The following is an 18,862-nucleotide window of genomic DNA, read 5'->3' as shown; positions in this document are numbered from 1 at the left end:
GTAAAAGGGAAAGGAGTCACTCCTTTCCCTTTTATCTATTGACGGAAGCGGCCATCCGGATATACGTATGACGTCGACCACGAATCGCGATTGAGAGCGCTTGGATATTTTCAGGCACTGCAATTCCGGAGTGTCCGGCATCTCCAATATGGACGATGTCCGCCCCTCCACGTTTCGCCGACAACCCAATTTCCCGAATCGTCTGTTCGTCAGCCCCTTCCTGTGATGTACCGATGGCTGCCAGGACGAGTGAACCGGCCTCTTTGATGGTCTGTGCGAGCTGATAAAATTCATCTTCGCGTACCCCAGGGATTGTTCCGGGTGCGGGTACGAGAATGATATCCGCTCCGGCTTCGGCAAATCGAACATACGCATCTTGATCCAGTACGTTCCCAACACCTGCTTGGTGCATCTTGCCAGCGATGATGACACCGGCAAATTGCTGACGTGCGCGAATGATGGCCTGTTCAATCGCCTCATTCGTGACTCCTGTATTCGGATTTCCGGTCAAACAGACAAAGTCGATGCCGAGTTCCGATACTTTTTGAAACGCTTCAAGTGATGCGAGTCGACCTTGCTTCACCTCATCCATGTCAGGAGATTTTTCCGAGAAATCGACCGGCTCCAAATTGACACCGATTGGAACCCCAGTCAATCGTTTCAGTTCCAGAATGGGGTGGTCGCTAACTTCCTCGCCAGGTAGATCACCGAATAAGGCATGACTTTCCAGTCCTTTAATATACGGATGAAACACGTCGAGCAAATTGAGTAAAATCATGTCCGCCCCGAACGCTCTGGCGAGTTCGGCGTTTGTCACTTCCGGATAAAGTGGTTGTACAGTAGGAATCACTTCAGCCAAAATCGTTCGTCCCTCTGATTTACGAATCGATTCAATCAAGTCCTGGCGGTTAAATGTTAAAAAGTCACTTGCCCTACAATCGAGTATTCGTTTCATCACCAATGCCTCCTTCATCTCATCCTAGACTGTATTCCCTATTTCTTAGAAAACTCCTCTATACTAGTAAGGGACGGAGGGGATTCAATTGACGGAAAAAGAAAAGATGATTCGAGGCGAGCTTTATTTAGCAACGGATGAAACACTTGTAGAGGACCGGAAACGGGCACGTCGCATAACGGATCAGCTGAATCGAACGAGTGTAGATGAAGCAGAAGAAAGACATAAACTTATTCAAACCTTGTTTGGAACGGTGAAACCTACGACGATGATCGAACCGACGTTCAAATGTGACTATGGATATAACATACATCTTGGGGAACGCTTCTTTGCGAATTTTGACTGTGTGTTCCTTGATATTTGCCCGATCACATTTGGAGACGACTGTATGCTTGGGCCAGGAGTACATATTTATACTGCGACCCATCCGCTTGAACCAACCGAACGCATATCTGGCTATGAATTCGGCAAGCCTGTGACAATCGGACACCGAGTTTGGATTGGGGGTGGGGCGATTATTAATCCCGGCGTGACGATTGGAGACGAGGCGGTCATTGCTTCAGGTGCGGTCGTGACGAAAGACGTCCCGCCTCGGTGTGTTGTCGGAGGCAATCCGGCAGGCGTGATCAAATTTTTATAAAGAAAGAAGAAGGGCTGACCATATCGTGTCAGCCCTTTTTCAACGTGTTGCATATGCCAGGAGTGCGCTTTGCGCTTTGGCGAGCGCTTCTTCATTCCCTAACGTGATTCGAATCGCATTTTGGTGTAAAGCGGTGTGAATTCCAATCGAGGACAGAGTGTTCCATACATCTTCAGCGTTTTGAAGTGTCACAAAAATAAAGTTTGTCTCTGATGGGTGAACCGTCCCGATCGTAGAGAACAGTTCTTCCCATTGAATCCGCATCGACGAATGCCAGTCAATCGCTTCTTTTAGATAAGTTTGGTCTTTCAGAAATAGGTTTGCAATCTTCGCACTCGTCCCACTGATATTAAAGGGCGGGACGAACTGTTTGAAGTACTGTGCCATTTCAACAGAAGCAATCAAAAAACCGATTCGGATGTTGGCCAGTCCGAATGCTTTTGAAAGCGTTCGGAGTACGATCAGGTTCGGGAAACGGTTCAATTCGCTGACGATACTGTTCTCCAATGAAAAATCGATGTACGCTTCATCGACAATGAGATAGGGAACAAGAGCAGCGAGCTGAGTCAACTCTTCGACGGTCCAACGTCTCCCGGTCGGGTTGTTAGGATTCGATAACAAGACGAGTTTTGGCTTGACCTTAAGGATTGAGGATTGCAATCCATCATAGGATAAATCATCTGTTTGAATATGATGACCATGGGCGATGGTCGTGAAAATCGGATACATGGAGAAGTCAGGAGCAGGAGACAGTACGATGTCCTCAGGCGTTAAAAGCGCCTGCGTGACGACGTGAATCATCTCGTCGCTCCCGCAACCCGCAAGGATTTGCTCGACTCCGACCCCGGCATATGTGGCATAATTCTCTAACAGTTCCGCAATCGGGCGAACCGGATACTCATGCAAGTCTTGAAAAGAGAGGGTGTTCAATTCTCGTTTTATCCGTTCAGGGATCGGGAACTGACTTTCATTTTGATTCAACCGATATCCGGTCGGGTAGGTGACCGGATATATCGGCAAACTTACTTGCCTCATTCAGTCGGTTCCTTCGAGAACCATTTCTTCACGAGCTCATCGATTTCACCTGAATCGATCATGTTATTCAATTCCTCGTTAAATTGGTCGCGTAATCCGTCATCGAGCTTAAATGCGGCAGCCGACCCTTTCTCACCATCCTCTTTCAGTGCAAATGTATATAATCCTTGATCTTGATCTAAGTATTTTTGGGCGACCGTGTCTTCGATGACCATCGCATCAATACGACCAGTATTCAATTCCTGAACAATCTCGGGAATTTTATTCAATGAGACGAGTTCGGCATCCGGTGCCTGCTCTTTTGCAATGTTCTCTTGAATCGAAGCAGTCTGGACGCCAATCTTTTTGTCTGCAAGTTGTTCAATCGCTTGAATCGACTCATCTTTAGTCATAATCAAGTTTGTAGCAGACAGATAGATATCTGAAAATGCAGCATTTTCTTTGCGTTCTTCGGTCGGAGTCATGCCCGCCATGACAAAGTCAATGCGTCCGCTGTTGAGGGCACCGAGGAGGCTACCAAAATCCATGTCTTCGATTTTCAATTCATAACCGAGACGTTCGGTGATCGTTTCCGCAATTTCAATATCAAATCCGACGATTGCATCCCCGTTCGCCGTATCGACATATTCATAAGGGAAGTAGTCCGCACTCGTCCCCATGACAAGTGTCTTTTTTTCTTCACTTTCCGTTTCTTCGCTACACGCACCAAGAAGTACAGCACTCAACATCAATGACCCTACCAGTAACCAATTTTTCATATTTTCGTATTCCTCCTTCACAATATGAGACTAAGTGTATATGTATAAATATGAATTGTAAAGTATAAAAATACAAAAAAGATAAGAGTCGCTCATTCATCATGTAATGAGCGACATGTTCGATTATGGATTCTTCAAATAATGGAGTACGGCTTCCATATGATCTTCTGTTGATTTGGTTGTATCAATTTGAAGTATTTCATGCCCGGTGGGTCTCTTGCAGTTAGACAATGTACGATGAAAATTCTCTGTCGTGACCGATTTGATTTGACTCATTTTTCGTTGTCTGGACTGTAAGCGTTGATTCAATTCATCAACGTCATGTATGACGCACTCGATATAACGATCGATTGATTGATACTGATTGGAGAAAAAACAAGAAATTCACCCTTTCAGTTGAATCGCGTATAGAAACTGCTTTACATCCTGCCTTGAGTTTAGAATGTAAATGTCTTTCAAATGTGAATGTTGTTGTAATTTGTCGAGTATGTGCGGGCGTTGTGTATGTTTATAGTTCCATACCCATTTAAGGAATTGAAAATCGAATCGTTCGATACAATCTTCCCCCATATCGGGTCGGGTTTTCCCATAATAGCGAATCATACGCTTACCGACCCGGTATGTGCACAATATACGTGGCAAATCGAGAAAGATGATCGTGTCTGCCGCGTCAATGCGTAAGTCGAGTGTCCCGTTGTAGTTCCCGTCGAGAATCCATTTTTCCTGTTTGAGAATCTCTTCTTGAATTCGAATTTGTTCGGATCGAGGGACTTGCTTCCATCCCGGCTGCCATAACAAGTGATCGAGGTGATAGACGTTTAGTTGTAGACATCCTCCTAGTTTTCGGGCGAACGTTGATTTTCCAGAGCCGCCGGATCCGATAATGATGATTTTCTTCAATATCCTTCTCCTGACTGTAATTTTGCTGAAAACTGCTCTAACATGAGTTGGGCACGTCTGTCCAACTGTTTAGGAAGTTTTTCAGTCGCAAAGTATTGTAAATCTATCCCTTCACGTTTCTGGAGGGTTAATGTACCTGAGACTCGATTCGTATAATAGAGATGGGTCACATTATCTACTTCATCGCCGTTCGGGTATTGAAAATACAATTCCGGTCCCGAAAATACGTTTATGAAGCGCAAGAATTCACAGGTAAGACCGGTTTCTTCAAAAAGTTCTCTCCGCGCGGTTTGTTCAATTGTTTCCCCTGGCTCCATGGCGCCTCCAGGGAGCCCCCATTCTTTAGTATCCTGTCGCAATTGCAACAAGACCTCTTCCTTTGAATTCATCACGATGACAGCTGCACCGACCATAATAAAAGGGCGATTACCAATGGTCGCCCGTAGCTCACGTATATAGTCACTCAATCATTTTCCTCCTCTGTTACCAGCCATTGTTGTAATCGTTCGTTCTCTTCATAGATGACCCGGATATCCATTTGTCCGATGACGAGTCGTTGTTCAGAATTGAATAAGATGATGGGGTGTTTGATGTTTAACGGTTTTCCCGATTCGAAGAGGGGGCTATGGGACTGCATCGCAAAATAGCCGTCGGAACGTGTATTGGCGGCACCTGCATCGATTTGAATCAGTTGCTCGAATCCTTTCAGACGTAGAATATAGCTGTAGGAAGTTCGGGCACCTCGTTCAAGTCGCCACTCCTCAATGGTGGCTGACTTTTCCCCTTTGGTGAGCTCCCTTAGGACGTCTTGTCTCGTGAATTCACGTTCATACGGGATGAGCTCTTGAATACTGACGACAGTCGCCGTCTCCAATTTTAGAGATTCTTCAGACGGAGGGGATATCAAAATCCCAATAAAGATTAAAATTGGGATCATCAAATAAATGATTACTCGACTACGCATCTGCCTCACCTGACCTTTTCTATCGATAAATTCTTCAAAACATGTGGAGAACCCTTCCCTATTTTTTTGAAAGATGCGTCAACAGGTTTTTTGAAGATTAAACAACCTGTTGCGATGTATGATACGGGTAGGAGGGATGAACATGCGAATCGGGGTAATCGGTGGAGGCATTTCTGGTTTGACTGTCGGTGCACTAACTGGACAAGTAGGTCATGAAGTCATCGTGTTTGAGGCATCCCGGGAATGGGGCGGATGTGCCGGGAAATTTAAACGGGGCGACTATCTGTTTCCGGCCGGTGCGACGCTCGGGATGGGATTCGAACGCGGAGGGATTCACACTAGAGTGCTAGAGCGTTTAGATGAAGAAGTTGACGTCCGGTTACTTGATGAAGTCATGCAGATCGAGTTCGACGACCAACAGATCGTGTACTATCAAGAACGTGAAAAGTTTATGGATGAACTGACAAACCATTTCCCACAACATCGGGATGGGATCATGACATTTTATCAAGAGATGTGGCGTGATTTTGAAACCATTCGTCCCCTGTTTGAACGGCTTCCGGCACTTCCGTTTCGATCACGTCAAGACATCATACATGCTTTGAAGGGGATTCGCTTCAAGCATGGGCGCATTCTGCCGAAATTGAATCGACCGCTCGGTAAGACGCTTCGAGCTCACGGGTTGAACGATACGCCGTTTGAACGGGTAATCGATGGTATTCTTTTGGATAGTTTACAGACTGAGGCAAAAGACGCGACGCACCTGCTCGCAGCGGTGGCCTTATCGATTTATCATGAAGGTGCCTTTTATGTGGACGGAGGACTATTTCAGCTGGCGCATGCCTTGGAACGGGCAGTGACGAAATACCGAGGAGAGGCAAAGTTAGGAAGAGAAATACGGAAGGTCGAGCGAATTGCCGACGGGTGGCTATTAACGGACCGGCGAGGGAGGATGGAGATTGTGGATACGGTCGTCTCGTCGATTCCGCTCGAAGGAACAGTCAAACTGTTAGGTGGAGAAGTGGAGAGAACGTTTCGCCGACAATATCAGCGTTTTTTGCACCGTGAACAGTGGGGGACGTTCAGTCTGTATATCGTTCTACCGGAGTCGGTCTGTTTCGGGAAACCGCTCTTTCGTCAAATCTATCATGAAAGTCTATCGACAGGGCACGCCTTTATCTCGATGTCCGATCATAATGATCAACTGCGTACGGAGCGTCCTGAACGTACGATCACGGTTTCCACTCACATCGATTTGAAGGAGTGGGAGGGTTGGAAAGATCGCAGTGTATATGAGAAACTTGAGTCAGAATGGACAGAGCGCCTGATTCAAGTTGTGAAAACAGCATATCCTGAATGGGACGGGAGCCCAACTCTTGCTTTGCCAGGAGGACCCGGAGCGTGGGTGAAGTATACAAAACGCCCGAATGGCGCCGTCGGAGGATACCGTCAAACGCCGAATCAGGCTTTATTTCAAGCGGCGAGTTACCGGACAAATCTTCCTCAGTTTTTCGTATGTGGGGATACGGTGTTTCCCGGTGCAGGTACCATCGGAGCCATGACGAGTGGTATTCACGTCGCCCGGGCACTCGGTGTTAAAATTTGAAAGGAAGGATGATTGAATGTATAAAAAGTCATTTCAGGAACTGACTACGCATGAACTCTATCGGTTGTTGGCGTTGCGGACAGAAGTATTCGTTGTGGAGCAGAATTGTCCGTATCAGGAAGTGGATGGAAAAGATTTGACCGCAGATCACTATTGGATTGAGGCAGATGACGAAGTGGTCGCTACACTTCGCGTATTAAAAACGCAACAGCCGATTGCGATCGGACGTGTCGTGACGAAACCAGGTCATCGGGGGAATGGCTATTCGCGTCGCCTGATGGAAGAGGCAGTGAAAGACTTTGGCAGTAAAACACTTTACTTACAAGCACAAACCTATGTCGAACCATTTTATGAGTCGTTCGGTTTTAAACGAACGAGCGACGTCTATGAAGAAGACGGCATCCCGCATGTCGATATGCTGAGAGAGGCAGAGTCTGAAACATAATCCCTCTAGTACCGTTTGAATCAGGTTCGTGGTAGAATGATGAGGAACACTCACGTGTGATTAGGCACACGATTACTTTATATAGAGCAAAGGGGTTTACGATGGTGACCGATCAACAAGTAATTGCAAAAGCTAGAGAACTAGCAGATATGTTAGCACAAACACCAGAAGTGGCTCGCTTCAAAGAAGCCGAGGCAAAAGTAAATGAGAGCGACCGTGTACAGACGCTCATCAAACGCATTAAATTCTTGCAAAAAGAAGCTGTCAACTGCAAGCATTATGGAAAAACGGAAGCTCTTGCGAAAGTGGAGCTTAAAATCGACAAGGCGATGGAAGAGCTTGATTCGATTCCAGTCGTTCAAGCGTTCCAGGAAACACAGGTCGAAGTGAATGACCTTCTGCAATATGTGACGGTGACGCTCGCGAATTCCGTGACGGACCGGATCATCGAATCGACGGACGGCGACGTCCTTGCAGGCAAGACAGGAAGCGGCATGGCGGCTGAACAAGCACGCGGCGGCTGCGGATACTAAAATCAACACAGCTGGCCTTTGGTCAGCTGTTCTACTTTCTAGAGGTGAATGAGTATGCAAGCAATCCATCAAACGCCAATGATGAAACAATACTTTTCGATTAAGGCGGACTATCCGGACGCCTTTTTGTTCTATCGACTCGGAGATTTTTATGAGCTGTTTTTTGAAGACGCTCAAATCGTCGCAAAAGAACTGGAGTTGACCCTGACTTCGAAGAACGGGAAAAACGCAGAGCATCCGATTCCGATGTGCGGCGTTCCGCATCATTCTGCAGGGGTATATATCGAGCAATTGATTGAAAAAGGCTTTAATGTTGCCATATGTGAACAGACAGAAGATCCGAAAGCAACGAAAGGACTCGTCAAACGTGAAGTGATTCAAGTGATCACACCGGGTACATACATGTCGGCGCTCAGTGAAAAAGAGAACCGGTATTTGGTGGCGGTCACTGAATGGGCGGGGCGCTACGGGGTTGCCCGTGGTGATGTGACGACGGGTGAATCCTGGTTGACGACACTGCCAGGTGAAGAGGCGGTCAAACGTGAAATTGAGGGATTGTTACCGAATGAATTGATTGTCGAGAGTGAATCGCTCGCTTCGCTCCTACGTCCAATCGGAATCCCGTTATCCATTCAAACAGAGAAGCGTTCAAGTGATTTGGCGGATGGGGCAAAAGATGATGCTCAACGCGGCGCATTTGAACTTTTGTTCGCCTATTTGACCAAGACACAAAAACGTTCGCTCGACCATCTTCAGCCTGCAGTTGCCTACGAAGTGGAACAGCATATGCAACTCGATGCCAATACGGCACGAAATTTAGAGTTGTTCCGTTCGGCCCGGTCCGGGGAGCGGAAAGGTTCGCTTCTTTCTTTATTGGATGAGACGACGACTGCGATGGGAGGAAGACTGCTTAAACGTTGGCTTGAACAACCGCTCTACACCGAGCAGTCGATTCGTTTACGTCAAGATGCCGTTGAAAACCTGATTGATGACTTTATGCTTCGGGATCAATTGCACGAAGAGTTGAAGCACGTCTACGATATCGAACGTCTCGTTGCAAAAGTCGGCTATGGCACGGCGAATGCGCGCGACCTCGTCCAACTTCGTGACACATTGGAGCGAATGCCGTCCATACGTTCACTCCTTCTATCCGTGACGTCCGAACGGTTGAGACAATTGGAAGCGAAACTGGATTCGTTCGAGGAGTTAAGTGAACTGCTGCGCGACGCCCTCGTCGATACACCGCCTGTCTCCACAAAAGAAGGCGGTATGATTCGACAAGGCTATTCCGCAGAATTGGATGAATTGTTAGAGGCGAAAACAAACGGCAAAACCTGGATCGCCAATTTGGAGCAGCAAGAACGAATCGCGACCGGCATCAAGTCACTCAAAGTCGGTTACAACCGTGTGTTCGGGTATTACCTTGAAGTCACCAAAGCGAATGCGAAATTGCTGGAAGAAGGACGTTATGAGCGGAAACAAACGTTAACGAATGCGGAGCGCTATATCACGCCTGAATTGAAAGAGAAAGAGGCACTCATTCTCGGGGCGGAAGAAAAGAGTTGTACACTCGAGTATGATCTTTTTGTCGCACTCCGTGAACGCGTGAAACAACATACGAAGCCGCTTCAACAGCTGGCTCGTTCATTAAGCGAACTTGATGTCTTGCTGTCTCTCGCCATCGTCGCGGAGAAACGGGAATATGTGCGTCCGAATACTTCCAGACATGTTCAGGTCGATCGAGGCCGACACCCCGTTATCGAGACGGTACTTCCTCGTGGGGAATACGTGGCCAACGACTTGACCCTCGATGACACACGTCAAATGCTACTCATCACTGGTCCGAACATGTCCGGTAAATCCACGTATATGCGACAATTCGCATTGATCGCGATTTTGCATCAAATCGGCTCGTTCGTACCGGCCGAATCGGCAGAACTGCCATTGTTTGACCGGATCTTTACCCGGATCGGAGCAGCCGATGACCTGGTCAGTGGACAATCCACGTTCATGGTTGAAATGACCGAAACGCGACAGGCTGTGACAGAAGCGACTGAGCATAGCTTGATTTTACTTGACGAAATCGGGCGAGGAACCTCAACGTATGACGGAATGGCGCTCGCACAGGCGATTGTCGAATATATCGCATCAAACATCGGAGCGAAAACGTTATTTTCAACACATTACCATGAGTTGACCGTATTAGAAGACACGATTCCAACTCTTGAAAATGTACACGTCCGAGCGATTGAACAAAATGGCCGAGTCGTCTTCCTCCACGAGGTACATCCGGGACGGGCGGATAAATCCTACGGGATTCACGTAGCGGAATTGGCTGAACTTCCGGATGCGCTGATCGAGCGAGCCCGAACGATTTTATCTCACTTGGAAACGGACGTGAAGGAAGACGCGCCGAACAACCTCCTCTCACCTGCACAATCAAATGAGGAAGGTAGTCAGCTTTCGTTGTTTGAAGAAGAGGATGCTTTGAAAGAGCGTCTCATGACGATGGATTTATTGGCGATGAATCCAATTGAAGCCATGCAGGCGTTGTATGAACTTCAACAATTGGCGAAGAAAGGGTGAGTCGATGGGAATCATTCGAGAGTTACCTGAACAGTTGGCGAACCGAATCGCCGCAGGTGAAGTGGTGGAACGTCCCGCATCAGTTGTGAAAGAATTGGTGGAGAACGCCATCGATGCCGGCGCGACGAAAGTCGAAGTGGACTTGAAAGAGGCCGGAATTCAACTCATCAAAGTACGAGATAATGGGCACGGTTTTTATGCGGAGGATGCTGCCCGAGCGTTTCTTCGACACGCGACAAGCAAAATTCGTGATGAGCATGACTTGTTTCGAATTCGAACGCTAGGATTCAGAGGCGAAGCGCTCGCTTCCATCGCCTCGGTCAGCCATGTCACATTGAAGTCGAAGCGTGTGGATGAGGAGGGCTTTGAGATGACACTGCAAGGCGGTGTCGTCACGGAAAAAAATCCGACGGCAACGAATGTCGGTACGGAGATCACGGTCAGCCAGCTCTTTTTCAATACACCGGCACGACTCAAATATTTGAAAACATCGGCGACAGAACTTGCGAGCATTACCGACACCTTGAATCGGATCGCACTCTCACATCCGGAAGTTCGGTTCACTGTCTTTCATGAAGAGAAGGAACTGCTGCGGACAAATGGGAATGGTGACATCAAACAAGTGATGCTTGCAATTTATGGGCGACAGGTCGCCTCGCAGATTGTAACGGCTTCAAGCAAGACGAACGATTATTCTTTAAGCGCGCACCTTGTAAGACCTGAAGTGACACGGTCGAACAAACAATATGTCACGTTGATCTTAAACGGTCGAAGCATCAAGAATTTCGCACTCACCCAAAGTGTGCTCGAAGGGTACCACACGCTGCTCCCAATCGGACGATTCCCGATTGCCGTGCTTGAAGTGAAGATGGACCCGATGTTGATTGACGTGAACGTTCATCCGACGAAACGTGAAGTCCGATTATCGAAAGAAAAAGAACTGTGTCAATTGATTCGGGAAACCGTTCAATTGACGTTACGTGAGCAACGTCTTATTCCTTCTGTTACTCAAGAGGCGAAGCCTAGAGTCGAGCAACGGTCCGAACAGGCTAAAATCGATTTTTCGGTAGAAACCCCTGCTCCAGTGAAAGAGACAGAATGGAACTACCCGATCCCCCGAGAGCCTCGGGAATCGGTTTCTTCACCGAGCAAATGGTCGCCGACCCCGCTCGTCCATGAGCGTGTAGTCGAGGCGGAATCGGAAGAAGAGACGACTGAAGACATGCCGAAAAAAGAACGTCTCCCTGCCCTTGATGTGATCGGTCAGCTTCACGCCAGCTATATCATTTGCGGGGCTGAGGACGGGATGTATATTTTGGACCAACATGCTGCCCAGGAACGAATTAAATATGAGCTCTTTTATGAACGGCTTGGTAATCCGGAGAAAGAGTATCAACTGTTATTACTCCCGCTCACGTTAGAATTTACACAGGAAGAGGCACTTGCCATCGAGGAAGTCTCTCCGATTCTTGAAGAGGCAGGTCTTCAACTTGAACCGTTTGGAGGCAACACGTATCTTGTCCGTGAAATCCCGACCTGGTACCCGCAGCATGACCTTGAAGGAACGGTAAGAGACTTAGTGGAGATGGCCATTCGGGATCGTTCGGTCGACATTGCGAAATATCGGGAAGAAGCTTCCATCCTCATGGCTTGCAAACGGTCCATCAAAGCGAATCATCCACTCAATATGGAGATGATGCGACAATTAATTGATGATTTAGGCCGTACGACTTCTCCCTTCACATGTCCTCATGGGCGACCGATTCTTGTGAAATGGAGTACGTATGAGCTTGAAAAATTGTTCAAACGGGTCATGTGACACGTCTGTCATCTCTTCTTAATAGGAAGTAACGTTTATCCATTCCTCCTCATGGGAACAATATACACATGTCACTTTACGCATCGAGGTTGAGAGGTGGCTGTTTCACTGCCTCACCCTCAAGATGTTGACATGATCTATTAACCATTAGGGGGAAAAGATGATGACAAACAAGCTACAAGTATCAAAACGAGAACTACGTCCACGTTCACTACGTAAAAAGTTGCGTGACGAAGGCAAGGCACTCGGTGTGGTCTATGGCTATAAAGTAGACAGTACGCCGATCGTATTTGAAGAGATGGATCTTCGTAAGATTTTACGAGATCATGGAGACAACGCGTTGATCGAGCTACAAATCGACGGGAAGAAAATCAACTCCCTCGTCCACGGTTCAGAAACCGATCCATTCACAAACTTTTATCAACACGTCGAATTCATGGCGGTGAAGATGGATGAAGCGACAGAAGTCGAAGCGGATGTTTCGCTCGTCGGTGATGCGAAAGGTGTGAAAGAAGGCGGCTATCTTGCCCAATCACTCTATAAAGTAACGGTTTCTGCCACACCGGCAAATATCCCGGAACGAATCGAACTTGACGTTTCAGACCTTGAGATTGGTGATTCGGTCACAGTGGCAGACTTACCTGAAAGCAAAGATTATGAGATTCTCTCTGACCCGGAGACGCATATTGCATCGGTAAATGAACCGGTTGCTGTTGAAGAGGAAGAAGAGGAAACGTCAGAAGCAACTGAATCTGCTGCTGACAACGAATCAGAGGAATCAACTTCTGAAGAAAGCGACGACTCTGAAAAAGAAGAAGAAGCATAATCACTTCAAGAATGTCCCTGAATATCAGGGGCATTTTTATTTCGTCACAAATTGGACATATGTAAACGATTACGATGTGAAAAGTGTGTCAACTTGTTCAAAAGTACGTTGCAAACAGTAACTGTACAGTTTATATTGTTAATGATTTCACATATTAGAACTCATACAATTTATAAACAGGAAAGAAGGGTTTGTGACATGGCATCTATGGAAATCCATGCACTCGAATCATTACGGAAAAAAGCGCAAGCATCGTCCCAAATGATTCATTACCGTCCGATGGAATATTTTTTACGGGCGATGTTGGCCGGAATCTTTATCGGATTTGCCTCAATCTTTACGCTTAAAGTCGTGAACGGGATGTACTTGACCGGTTCACCGTTTACGACGCTGATCGGTGGTTTCTCATTCGGGATTGCTCTTGTGATGATTATTTACGGGGGAGCTGAGCTTTTCACAGGGAACACGATGTATTTTACAACTTCGACACTCCGTGGATATACAACATTGAGCGATACGATGCTCGTTTGGACGCTTTGTTTTGTCGGAAATGCGCTTGGCGGAATTTTGTTTGCATTACTCCTCGCGCCGACGGGTGTGATTCAAGAACTTGGAATGAATAACTGGCTGTTCTCAGTCGTTGAAGGAAAAATGCATCATTCGACAGTGGAAATCTTCTTCCGAGCAATCTTCTGTAACTGGATGGTCTGTCTTGCCATTTTCTTACCGAAACAGATGAAAAATGAGTTTGCACAGATCTTCTCTATGATTTTCCTTGTGGCCGTATTCTTTGCATCAGGTTTTGACCATGTCATTGCAAACTTTGTCTTATTCGCTTTGACACTCGTCGTTCCACATCCGGAGACAATCAACCTTGCCGGTGCGGTGCACAATTTGATTCCGGCGACATTCGGAAACATTATCGGTGGCGCCTTATTCATGGGAGCTATTTATACATGGTTGAACTCAAAAGGTCTCCGTGAAGCACAGGAATCAGAAGAGGTTGAACTAAAAGTCATCAAGGCTGCAAAATAAATATGAGTTTTCTCACGAAATGCTCTGAGCCGAGTCTTATCAAAGATTCGGCTCTTTTTTTGACCATTTTTCGGCTTGAAACATTCACAATATTGACGCGGCATCTTGATTGGAAGTCGTGTCATAATCTATATATGGAATCATTTAGGGATAAATCTTTTATTTGAATCAATATATGGTGAGGTGTTGCGAAGTGAATTTATATCAATTGTATGAGGATGTTTGTGTAATCCCTGATCAGGACTTGGTTCAAGAAAATGCAAATGTCGACGGGAAATCCCCTCTTGGAAAGCTGGCACGGATATCGTCAGAGATATCAAAAGAGCTTTCGAGTACCTATTTGTTGAGCGAACGTGTGAAGAAAGCCGTAAACGAAAACTACCTATACATTCATGACGCGGATTATTACTTGACCGGATCGACGACTTGTTGTCAAATCCCGCTTGGCAAATTACTTAAAAATGGATTTCACACGGGACATGGAACGATTCGACCGCCACAAGATATCCGTTCGGCGATGGCACTCGCTTCCATCATTCTTCAAGCCAATCAAAACATGCAACATGGTGGTCAGGCGTTCCCGATGTTTGATGTCGACCTTGCACCATACGTCGAAAAGACATACACGCGCCAAATCGAACGCCTGAAGCGCTTACCGATCCAGTTGAGCGATGAGCAGTTAAAAGAAGTGGCGGAGGCTGAGACCGTTACGGCGACTTATCAAGCCTGTGAGGCATTTATCCATAATGCGAACTCGATGCACTCTCGCGGGGGTGGACAAGTTCCGTTCGTATCCATCAACTACGGCACGGAAGTATCGATTTGGGGACGGGTGTTTATTCGCGAGTTGCTTCGTGCAACAGAACGTGGACTTGGAAATGGCGAGACACCGATTTTTCCGATACAAATCTTTAAAGTAAAAGAAGGGATTAATTTCAACGAAGAAGATCCGAACGTCGACTTGTTCAAGGAAGCTTGTCGAATTTCCGGGAAACGGTTGTTCCCGAACTTCTCCTTCATTGATGCCCCGTTCAATCTCCAATACTATGATGAGACTCACGAATCAGAAATCGCCTACATGGGGTGTCGAACTCGTGTCATGGGGAATCGGCACGGAGAAGAGACATCGATTGGGAGAGGGAACCTGTCCTTTACGACATTAAATTTAGTGAAAATGGCACTGACTTCTTCAGGTGTGGCTGACTTTTTTGAAATCTTAAATCGTTACGTGGACGTGGCGCTCGAACAGTTGATTGAGCGTTTCGACTATCAATGTACACGTAAAGTCGAAGAGTTTCGATTTTTATATACGCAAGGGGTGTGGAAAGGGAGCGAACAGCTCGCACCTTCCGATGAAGTGAGAGAAGTATTGAAACAAGGGACACTGTCTGTTGGATTCATCGGGTTGGCGGAAGCGTTAAACGTACTCGTCGGGGCAACCCATGCCGAATCAACCGAGGCGGAGAGACTTGGGTTAGAAATCATTACCCACCTCTCAGAACGCATAAAGCAAGCAGCAGATCGCTATGATTTAAATATCTCTTTACTGGCGACCCCGGCAGAAGGGCTCTCCGGGAAATTTGTTGCAAAAGATCAATTGGAGTTCGGTATGATCGAGGGCGTGACAAACCGGGCTTTTTACACGAACTCGTTTCATGTTCCGGTGTATCAACCTGTATCCATTCAAAACAAGATTCGAATCGAGGCGCCGTATCACGCGCTATGTGACGCAGGGCATATCACATACGTCGAAGTAGACGGATCATTAGCACATAATGCCGAAGCTGTTGAGTCCATCGTTCGATTGATGCGAAAACACAATATCGGTTATGGTTCAATTAATCATCCGGTCGACCGATGCGGTTCTTGTGGGCAGGAAGGATTGATTGATACATCATGCCCGACGTGTGGAGAAGACGAGAACATCGAACGCATTCGTCGCATCACGGGGTATTTGGTCGGTACGATGGATCGGTGGAACACGGCAAAGCGGGAAGAAGAAAAAGCGAGGGTGAAGCATCATGCGCGTACTGTCAATCGTAGATGAATCGGTCGTCGATGGACCAGGAGTGCGCACAGTCGTATTCACAGCTGGTTGTCCGCATCGTTGCCCTGGCTGTCATAATCCCACCTCCTGGAACCCGAACGGAGGGGTTGAAAAATCGATTCAGGAATTGAGTCATCATATCGCACACGTCGGGTGGGAAGGCGTCACGATTTCCGGGGGAGAGCCGTTTCTTCAAAAAGAAGAGTTGGCCATGCTCGTTCAAGAGTGCAAGAAGCAAGGGAAAAACGTATGGGTATATACAGGTTATACGCTGCAGCAACTGGAAAACATGGAAGATACACATGTTCAGTATGTGTTGGATCATGCGGATGTGCTCGTGGACGGTCGTTTTGAGCAGTCCCTGAAAGACTTGAGCCTCCGTTTTCGAGGCTCGAGCAATCAACGCGTCATTTTTCTAAATAAAGTGTAATCGAGGCGTTGTCGTCTCGATTTTTTGTATACTGAAATAAAGGGGGAGTTAGACATGAAATGGTGCAGTTTTGAAAAAGATCATGAGCAAAAGGTCGGGGTAATCGAAGGTGATTTCGTCTATGACGTGAGTAATCAAGTACATACAACAAACCTTTTAGAAGTGATTGCTCGGGAGTTCATTCCCGATATCGATTTAGACGTGGCACCAATGGAGCGATTGGCGGATGTTCGTTTGTTGGCACCGTATCGTCCATTGAAAAATGTGATGTGTATCGGTAAAAACTATGAGGAACACGTGAAAGAGATGGATACAGCAGGAGCTGGAAAGCTGGTGATCTTTACAAAGTCACCGACGTCCGTTGTCGGTCCGGAAACCAACATCGAACGGCATCCCGAGTTGACTGATCAATTGGACTATGAAGGGGAGCTCGCAATCATTATCGGCAAAACCGGTCGTGATATCGAAACGGTTGAAGACCACATTTTCGGCTATACCATTTTAAATGATGTGACAGCGCGTGATGTTCAAAAACAACACGGACAATTTTTCAGAGGGAAATCGTTCGATACGTTCTGTCCGATCGGTCCGGTTATCGTCACACCCGATGAACTCAACTTCCCGTTGACGATTGAGACAAAAGTAAACGGGGAACGACGTCAATATGGGACAACGGCCGATATGATCCGACCTGTTGAAGAATTGATTCAGACGCTCTCTAAAGGGATGACATTGGAGGCAGGAGATATCATTGCAACAGGTACGCCTGCCGGAGTCGGACACGGCATGAATCCGCCAACCTATCTTCAAACAGGAGATACGGTGGAAGTGACCATCCACGGAATCGGATCACTTCGCAACTTTGTTGTATAACTGAAATGACGCAAATTGTGAAGAATCTTGTAATCCATTTATCATTTTATAAATGAAGGGTTGTCTCCTGTATATTGAGGATAGAGTATTGAGGAATAAACAGAGGAGATGAATCACTATGGATCGTCATGATCAATCACATGAATCAGAGCAACAAAAAGATTGGTTAGATACTGAACTCGGTTCGTCGCATCGAGCTTCTGAAGAGCCGGTCACACAAGATAAAAAGCCATCAGTCATCGGCAGAATGTTTCCCGGATTTGTAGGAGGAATCATCGGTGCCTTATTGACGGGGGCAATCGCCTATCCGTTTATTGATCAACCCGCTACAAATGTCAGTGACACGAACGTGACGAACGAAGGAACACCTGTGCAAACCTCGTCAAACGTTTCCGATTCGTCTGTGACGAATGCTGTTGCGAAAGCTCAGCCGGCGGTCGTTACGGTGAATAACTACGCTTCGACCGGCTTTTCGAACGAAGCATCGGTGGCTGGAGTCGGGTCAGGGGTCATCTATAAGAAAGAAGGCGAGTCGGCGTATATCGTCTCGAACCATCACGTCGTCAATGGTGCCGAGCGTCTGACTGTGACGTTTAACGACGGATCGTCAGCGGACGCGACATTAATGGGAAGTGACGCGACATATGACTTGGCCGTCTTGAAAGTCGATGCCGACCAAGTCCCGGCGGTTATTTCGATCGGAAAATCAAGTGAATTGAAACCGGGACAAACGGTCGTAGCCATTGGTAACCCGCTCGGACAATTTGAAAACTCAGTGACGCGTGGGGTTGTGTCGTCGACGTCACGACTTGTCCCAGTCGACACCGATGAGAATGGGCAGGCCGACTTCAATGCCGAAGTGATTCAGACGGATGCCGCAATCAACCCTGGTAACTCAGGTGGGGCGCTGATCAACGAAGCCGGACAACTAGTCGGCATCAACTCGATGAAGATTGCGACAGCGGAAGTGGAAGGGGTTGGATTCTCGATTCCGGTTGACATTGCGCTTCCGTTAATCAATCAAATCGAGCAGACTGGCGAAGTGAATCACCCGTCACTCGGCGTTTCGTTACGAGACGTTTCTGAATTCCCACCGGGCTATTTGTCAGAGCAGATTAACTTGCCTGAATCGGTAACGGCCGGGACGATTATCATCGAAGTCCAACAGAACAGTTCTGCCGCTCGTGCCGGATTGGAACCAAAAGATGTCATCGTCAAAATTAACGATCAAGAGGTCAGCTCGTTCATCGATCTACGGAGTGAATTGATCCGGGATACGGACGGAACGGTCGACATCGAATATATCCGTGACGGGAAGACGGAAACCGTCCAAGTCGAGATTCAAAATGCGAACGGTTCTTCATTGTAAAAGGTGGGCATCATGCCCTCCTTTTTTGCTATGCTTATAAA

18 protein-coding genes are annotated in these 18,862 nt (G+C 47.1%); 12 read left to right on the top strand and 6 right to left on the bottom strand.

The window, feature by feature from the left end; all coding sequences use genetic code 11:
- Positions 1 to 31 precede the first annotated feature (31 nt).
- The gene (locus KNP03_RS05515; RefSeq protein ID WP_214826400.1) at positions 32 to 955 is read right to left on the bottom strand and encodes a DUF7916 family protein; all 924 of its coding nucleotides are present in this window, start codon (positions 953 to 955) and stop codon (positions 32 to 34) included.
- A gap of 106 nt (positions 956 to 1,061) precedes the next feature.
- Here KNP03_RS05515 and KNP03_RS05510 point away from each other — a divergent pair, with 106 nt between their 5' ends.
- Entirely contained in the window at positions 1,062 to 1,595 is a 534-nt protein-coding gene (locus KNP03_RS05510; RefSeq protein ID WP_214828252.1) for a maltose acetyltransferase domain-containing protein, read from the top strand.
- Between the two features lie 39 nt (positions 1,596 to 1,634).
- Here KNP03_RS05510 and KNP03_RS05505 read toward each other — a convergent pair whose 3' ends face one another.
- The 5 genes from KNP03_RS05505 to KNP03_RS05485 all read right to left on the bottom strand — a co-directional run bounded on the left by KNP03_RS05505 (position 1,635) and on the right by KNP03_RS05485 (position 5,252).
- A complete protein-coding gene (locus tag KNP03_RS05505; protein ID WP_214826398.1) occupies positions 1,635 to 2,630 on the bottom strand; it encodes a pyridoxal phosphate-dependent aminotransferase in 996 nt (331 codons plus the stop codon).
- Positions 2,627 to 3,388 (bottom strand): transporter substrate-binding domain-containing protein, encoded by a 762-nt coding sequence (locus KNP03_RS05500; RefSeq protein WP_214826396.1) that lies wholly within the window; start codon positions 3,386 to 3,388, stop codon positions 2,627 to 2,629. Before KNP03_RS05500 ends, KNP03_RS05505 begins: the two co-directional genes overlap by 4 nt.
- Positions 3,389 to 3,772: 384 nt before the next feature.
- A complete protein-coding gene (locus KNP03_RS05495) occupies positions 3,773 to 4,288 on the bottom strand; it encodes a DNA topology modulation protein (RefSeq protein WP_214826395.1) in 516 nt (171 codons plus the stop codon).
- The gene (locus KNP03_RS05490) at positions 4,285 to 4,701 is read right to left on the bottom strand and encodes an NUDIX hydrolase (RefSeq protein WP_214828249.1); all 417 of its coding nucleotides are present in this window, start codon (positions 4,699 to 4,701) and stop codon (positions 4,285 to 4,287) included. Before KNP03_RS05490 ends, KNP03_RS05495 begins: the two co-directional genes overlap by 4 nt.
- A 50-nt stretch (positions 4,702 to 4,751) precedes the next feature.
- Entirely contained in the window at positions 4,752 to 5,252 is a 501-nt protein-coding gene (locus KNP03_RS05485; RefSeq protein ID WP_214826388.1) for a hypothetical protein, read from the bottom strand.
- Between the two features lie 142 nt (positions 5,253 to 5,394).
- Here KNP03_RS05485 and KNP03_RS05480 point away from each other — a divergent pair, with 142 nt between their 5' ends.
- From KNP03_RS05480 to KNP03_RS05430, 11 genes are all read left to right on the top strand, one after another.
- Positions 5,395 to 6,858: a phytoene desaturase family protein gene (locus KNP03_RS05480; protein WP_214826386.1), complete on the top strand. Its 1,464-nt coding sequence runs from the start codon at positions 5,395 to 5,397 to the stop codon at positions 6,856 to 6,858.
- A 16-nt stretch (positions 6,859 to 6,874) separates the two neighbouring features.
- Positions 6,875 to 7,303: a GNAT family N-acetyltransferase gene (locus tag KNP03_RS05475; RefSeq protein ID WP_214826384.1), complete on the top strand. Its 429-nt coding sequence runs from the start codon at positions 6,875 to 6,877 to the stop codon at positions 7,301 to 7,303.
- A 101-nt stretch (positions 7,304 to 7,404) separates the two neighbouring features.
- On the top strand, positions 7,405 to 7,836 hold the full coding sequence (locus KNP03_RS05470) for a YlbF/YmcA family competence regulator (RefSeq protein WP_214826376.1): 432 nt from the start codon (positions 7,405 to 7,407) through the stop codon (positions 7,834 to 7,836).
- 54 nt (positions 7,837 to 7,890) lie between these two features.
- Positions 7,891 to 10,422, top strand: coding sequence for a DNA mismatch repair protein MutS (mutS, locus tag KNP03_RS05465; protein WP_214826369.1), 2,532 nt, complete (start codon positions 7,891 to 7,893; stop codon positions 10,420 to 10,422).
- Between the two features lie 4 nt (positions 10,423 to 10,426).
- The gene (gene mutL / locus KNP03_RS05460) at positions 10,427 to 12,241 is read left to right on the top strand and encodes a DNA mismatch repair endonuclease MutL (RefSeq protein WP_214826368.1); all 1,815 of its coding nucleotides are present in this window, start codon (positions 10,427 to 10,429) and stop codon (positions 12,239 to 12,241) included.
- Between the two features lie 163 nt (positions 12,242 to 12,404).
- On the top strand, positions 12,405 to 13,067 hold the full coding sequence (locus KNP03_RS05455) for a 50S ribosomal protein L25/general stress protein Ctc (protein WP_214826366.1): 663 nt from the start codon (positions 12,405 to 12,407) through the stop codon (positions 13,065 to 13,067).
- A gap of 207 nt (positions 13,068 to 13,274) precedes the next feature.
- On the top strand, positions 13,275 to 14,102 hold the full coding sequence (locus tag KNP03_RS05450) for a formate/nitrite transporter family protein (protein ID WP_420827881.1): 828 nt from the start codon (positions 13,275 to 13,277) through the stop codon (positions 14,100 to 14,102).
- Between the two features lie 175 nt (positions 14,103 to 14,277).
- The gene (locus KNP03_RS05445; protein WP_214828247.1) at positions 14,278 to 16,149 is read left to right on the top strand and encodes an anaerobic ribonucleoside triphosphate reductase; all 1,872 of its coding nucleotides are present in this window, start codon (positions 14,278 to 14,280) and stop codon (positions 16,147 to 16,149) included.
- Positions 16,124 to 16,579 (top strand): anaerobic ribonucleoside-triphosphate reductase activating protein, encoded by a 456-nt coding sequence (nrdG, locus tag KNP03_RS05440; protein WP_214826362.1) that lies wholly within the window; start codon positions 16,124 to 16,126, stop codon positions 16,577 to 16,579. Before KNP03_RS05445 ends, nrdG begins: the two co-directional genes overlap by 26 nt.
- Before the next feature lie 54 nt (positions 16,580 to 16,633).
- The gene (locus tag KNP03_RS05435; protein ID WP_214826360.1) at positions 16,634 to 17,452 is read left to right on the top strand and encodes a fumarylacetoacetate hydrolase family protein; all 819 of its coding nucleotides are present in this window, start codon (positions 16,634 to 16,636) and stop codon (positions 17,450 to 17,452) included.
- A gap of 118 nt (positions 17,453 to 17,570) precedes the next feature.
- Positions 17,571 to 18,821: a S1C family serine protease gene (locus KNP03_RS05430; RefSeq protein WP_214826353.1), complete on the top strand. Its 1,251-nt coding sequence runs from the start codon at positions 17,571 to 17,573 to the stop codon at positions 18,819 to 18,821.
- Positions 18,822 to 18,862: the final 41 nt, after the last annotated feature.

Origin of the sequence: Exiguobacterium algae, from assembly GCF_018617875.1 — a bacterium.
Classification (GTDB): domain Bacteria; phylum Bacillota; class Bacilli; order Exiguobacteriales; family Exiguobacteriaceae; genus Exiguobacterium; species Exiguobacterium algae.
This window is presented reverse-complemented; position numbering and strand designations above follow the sequence as displayed.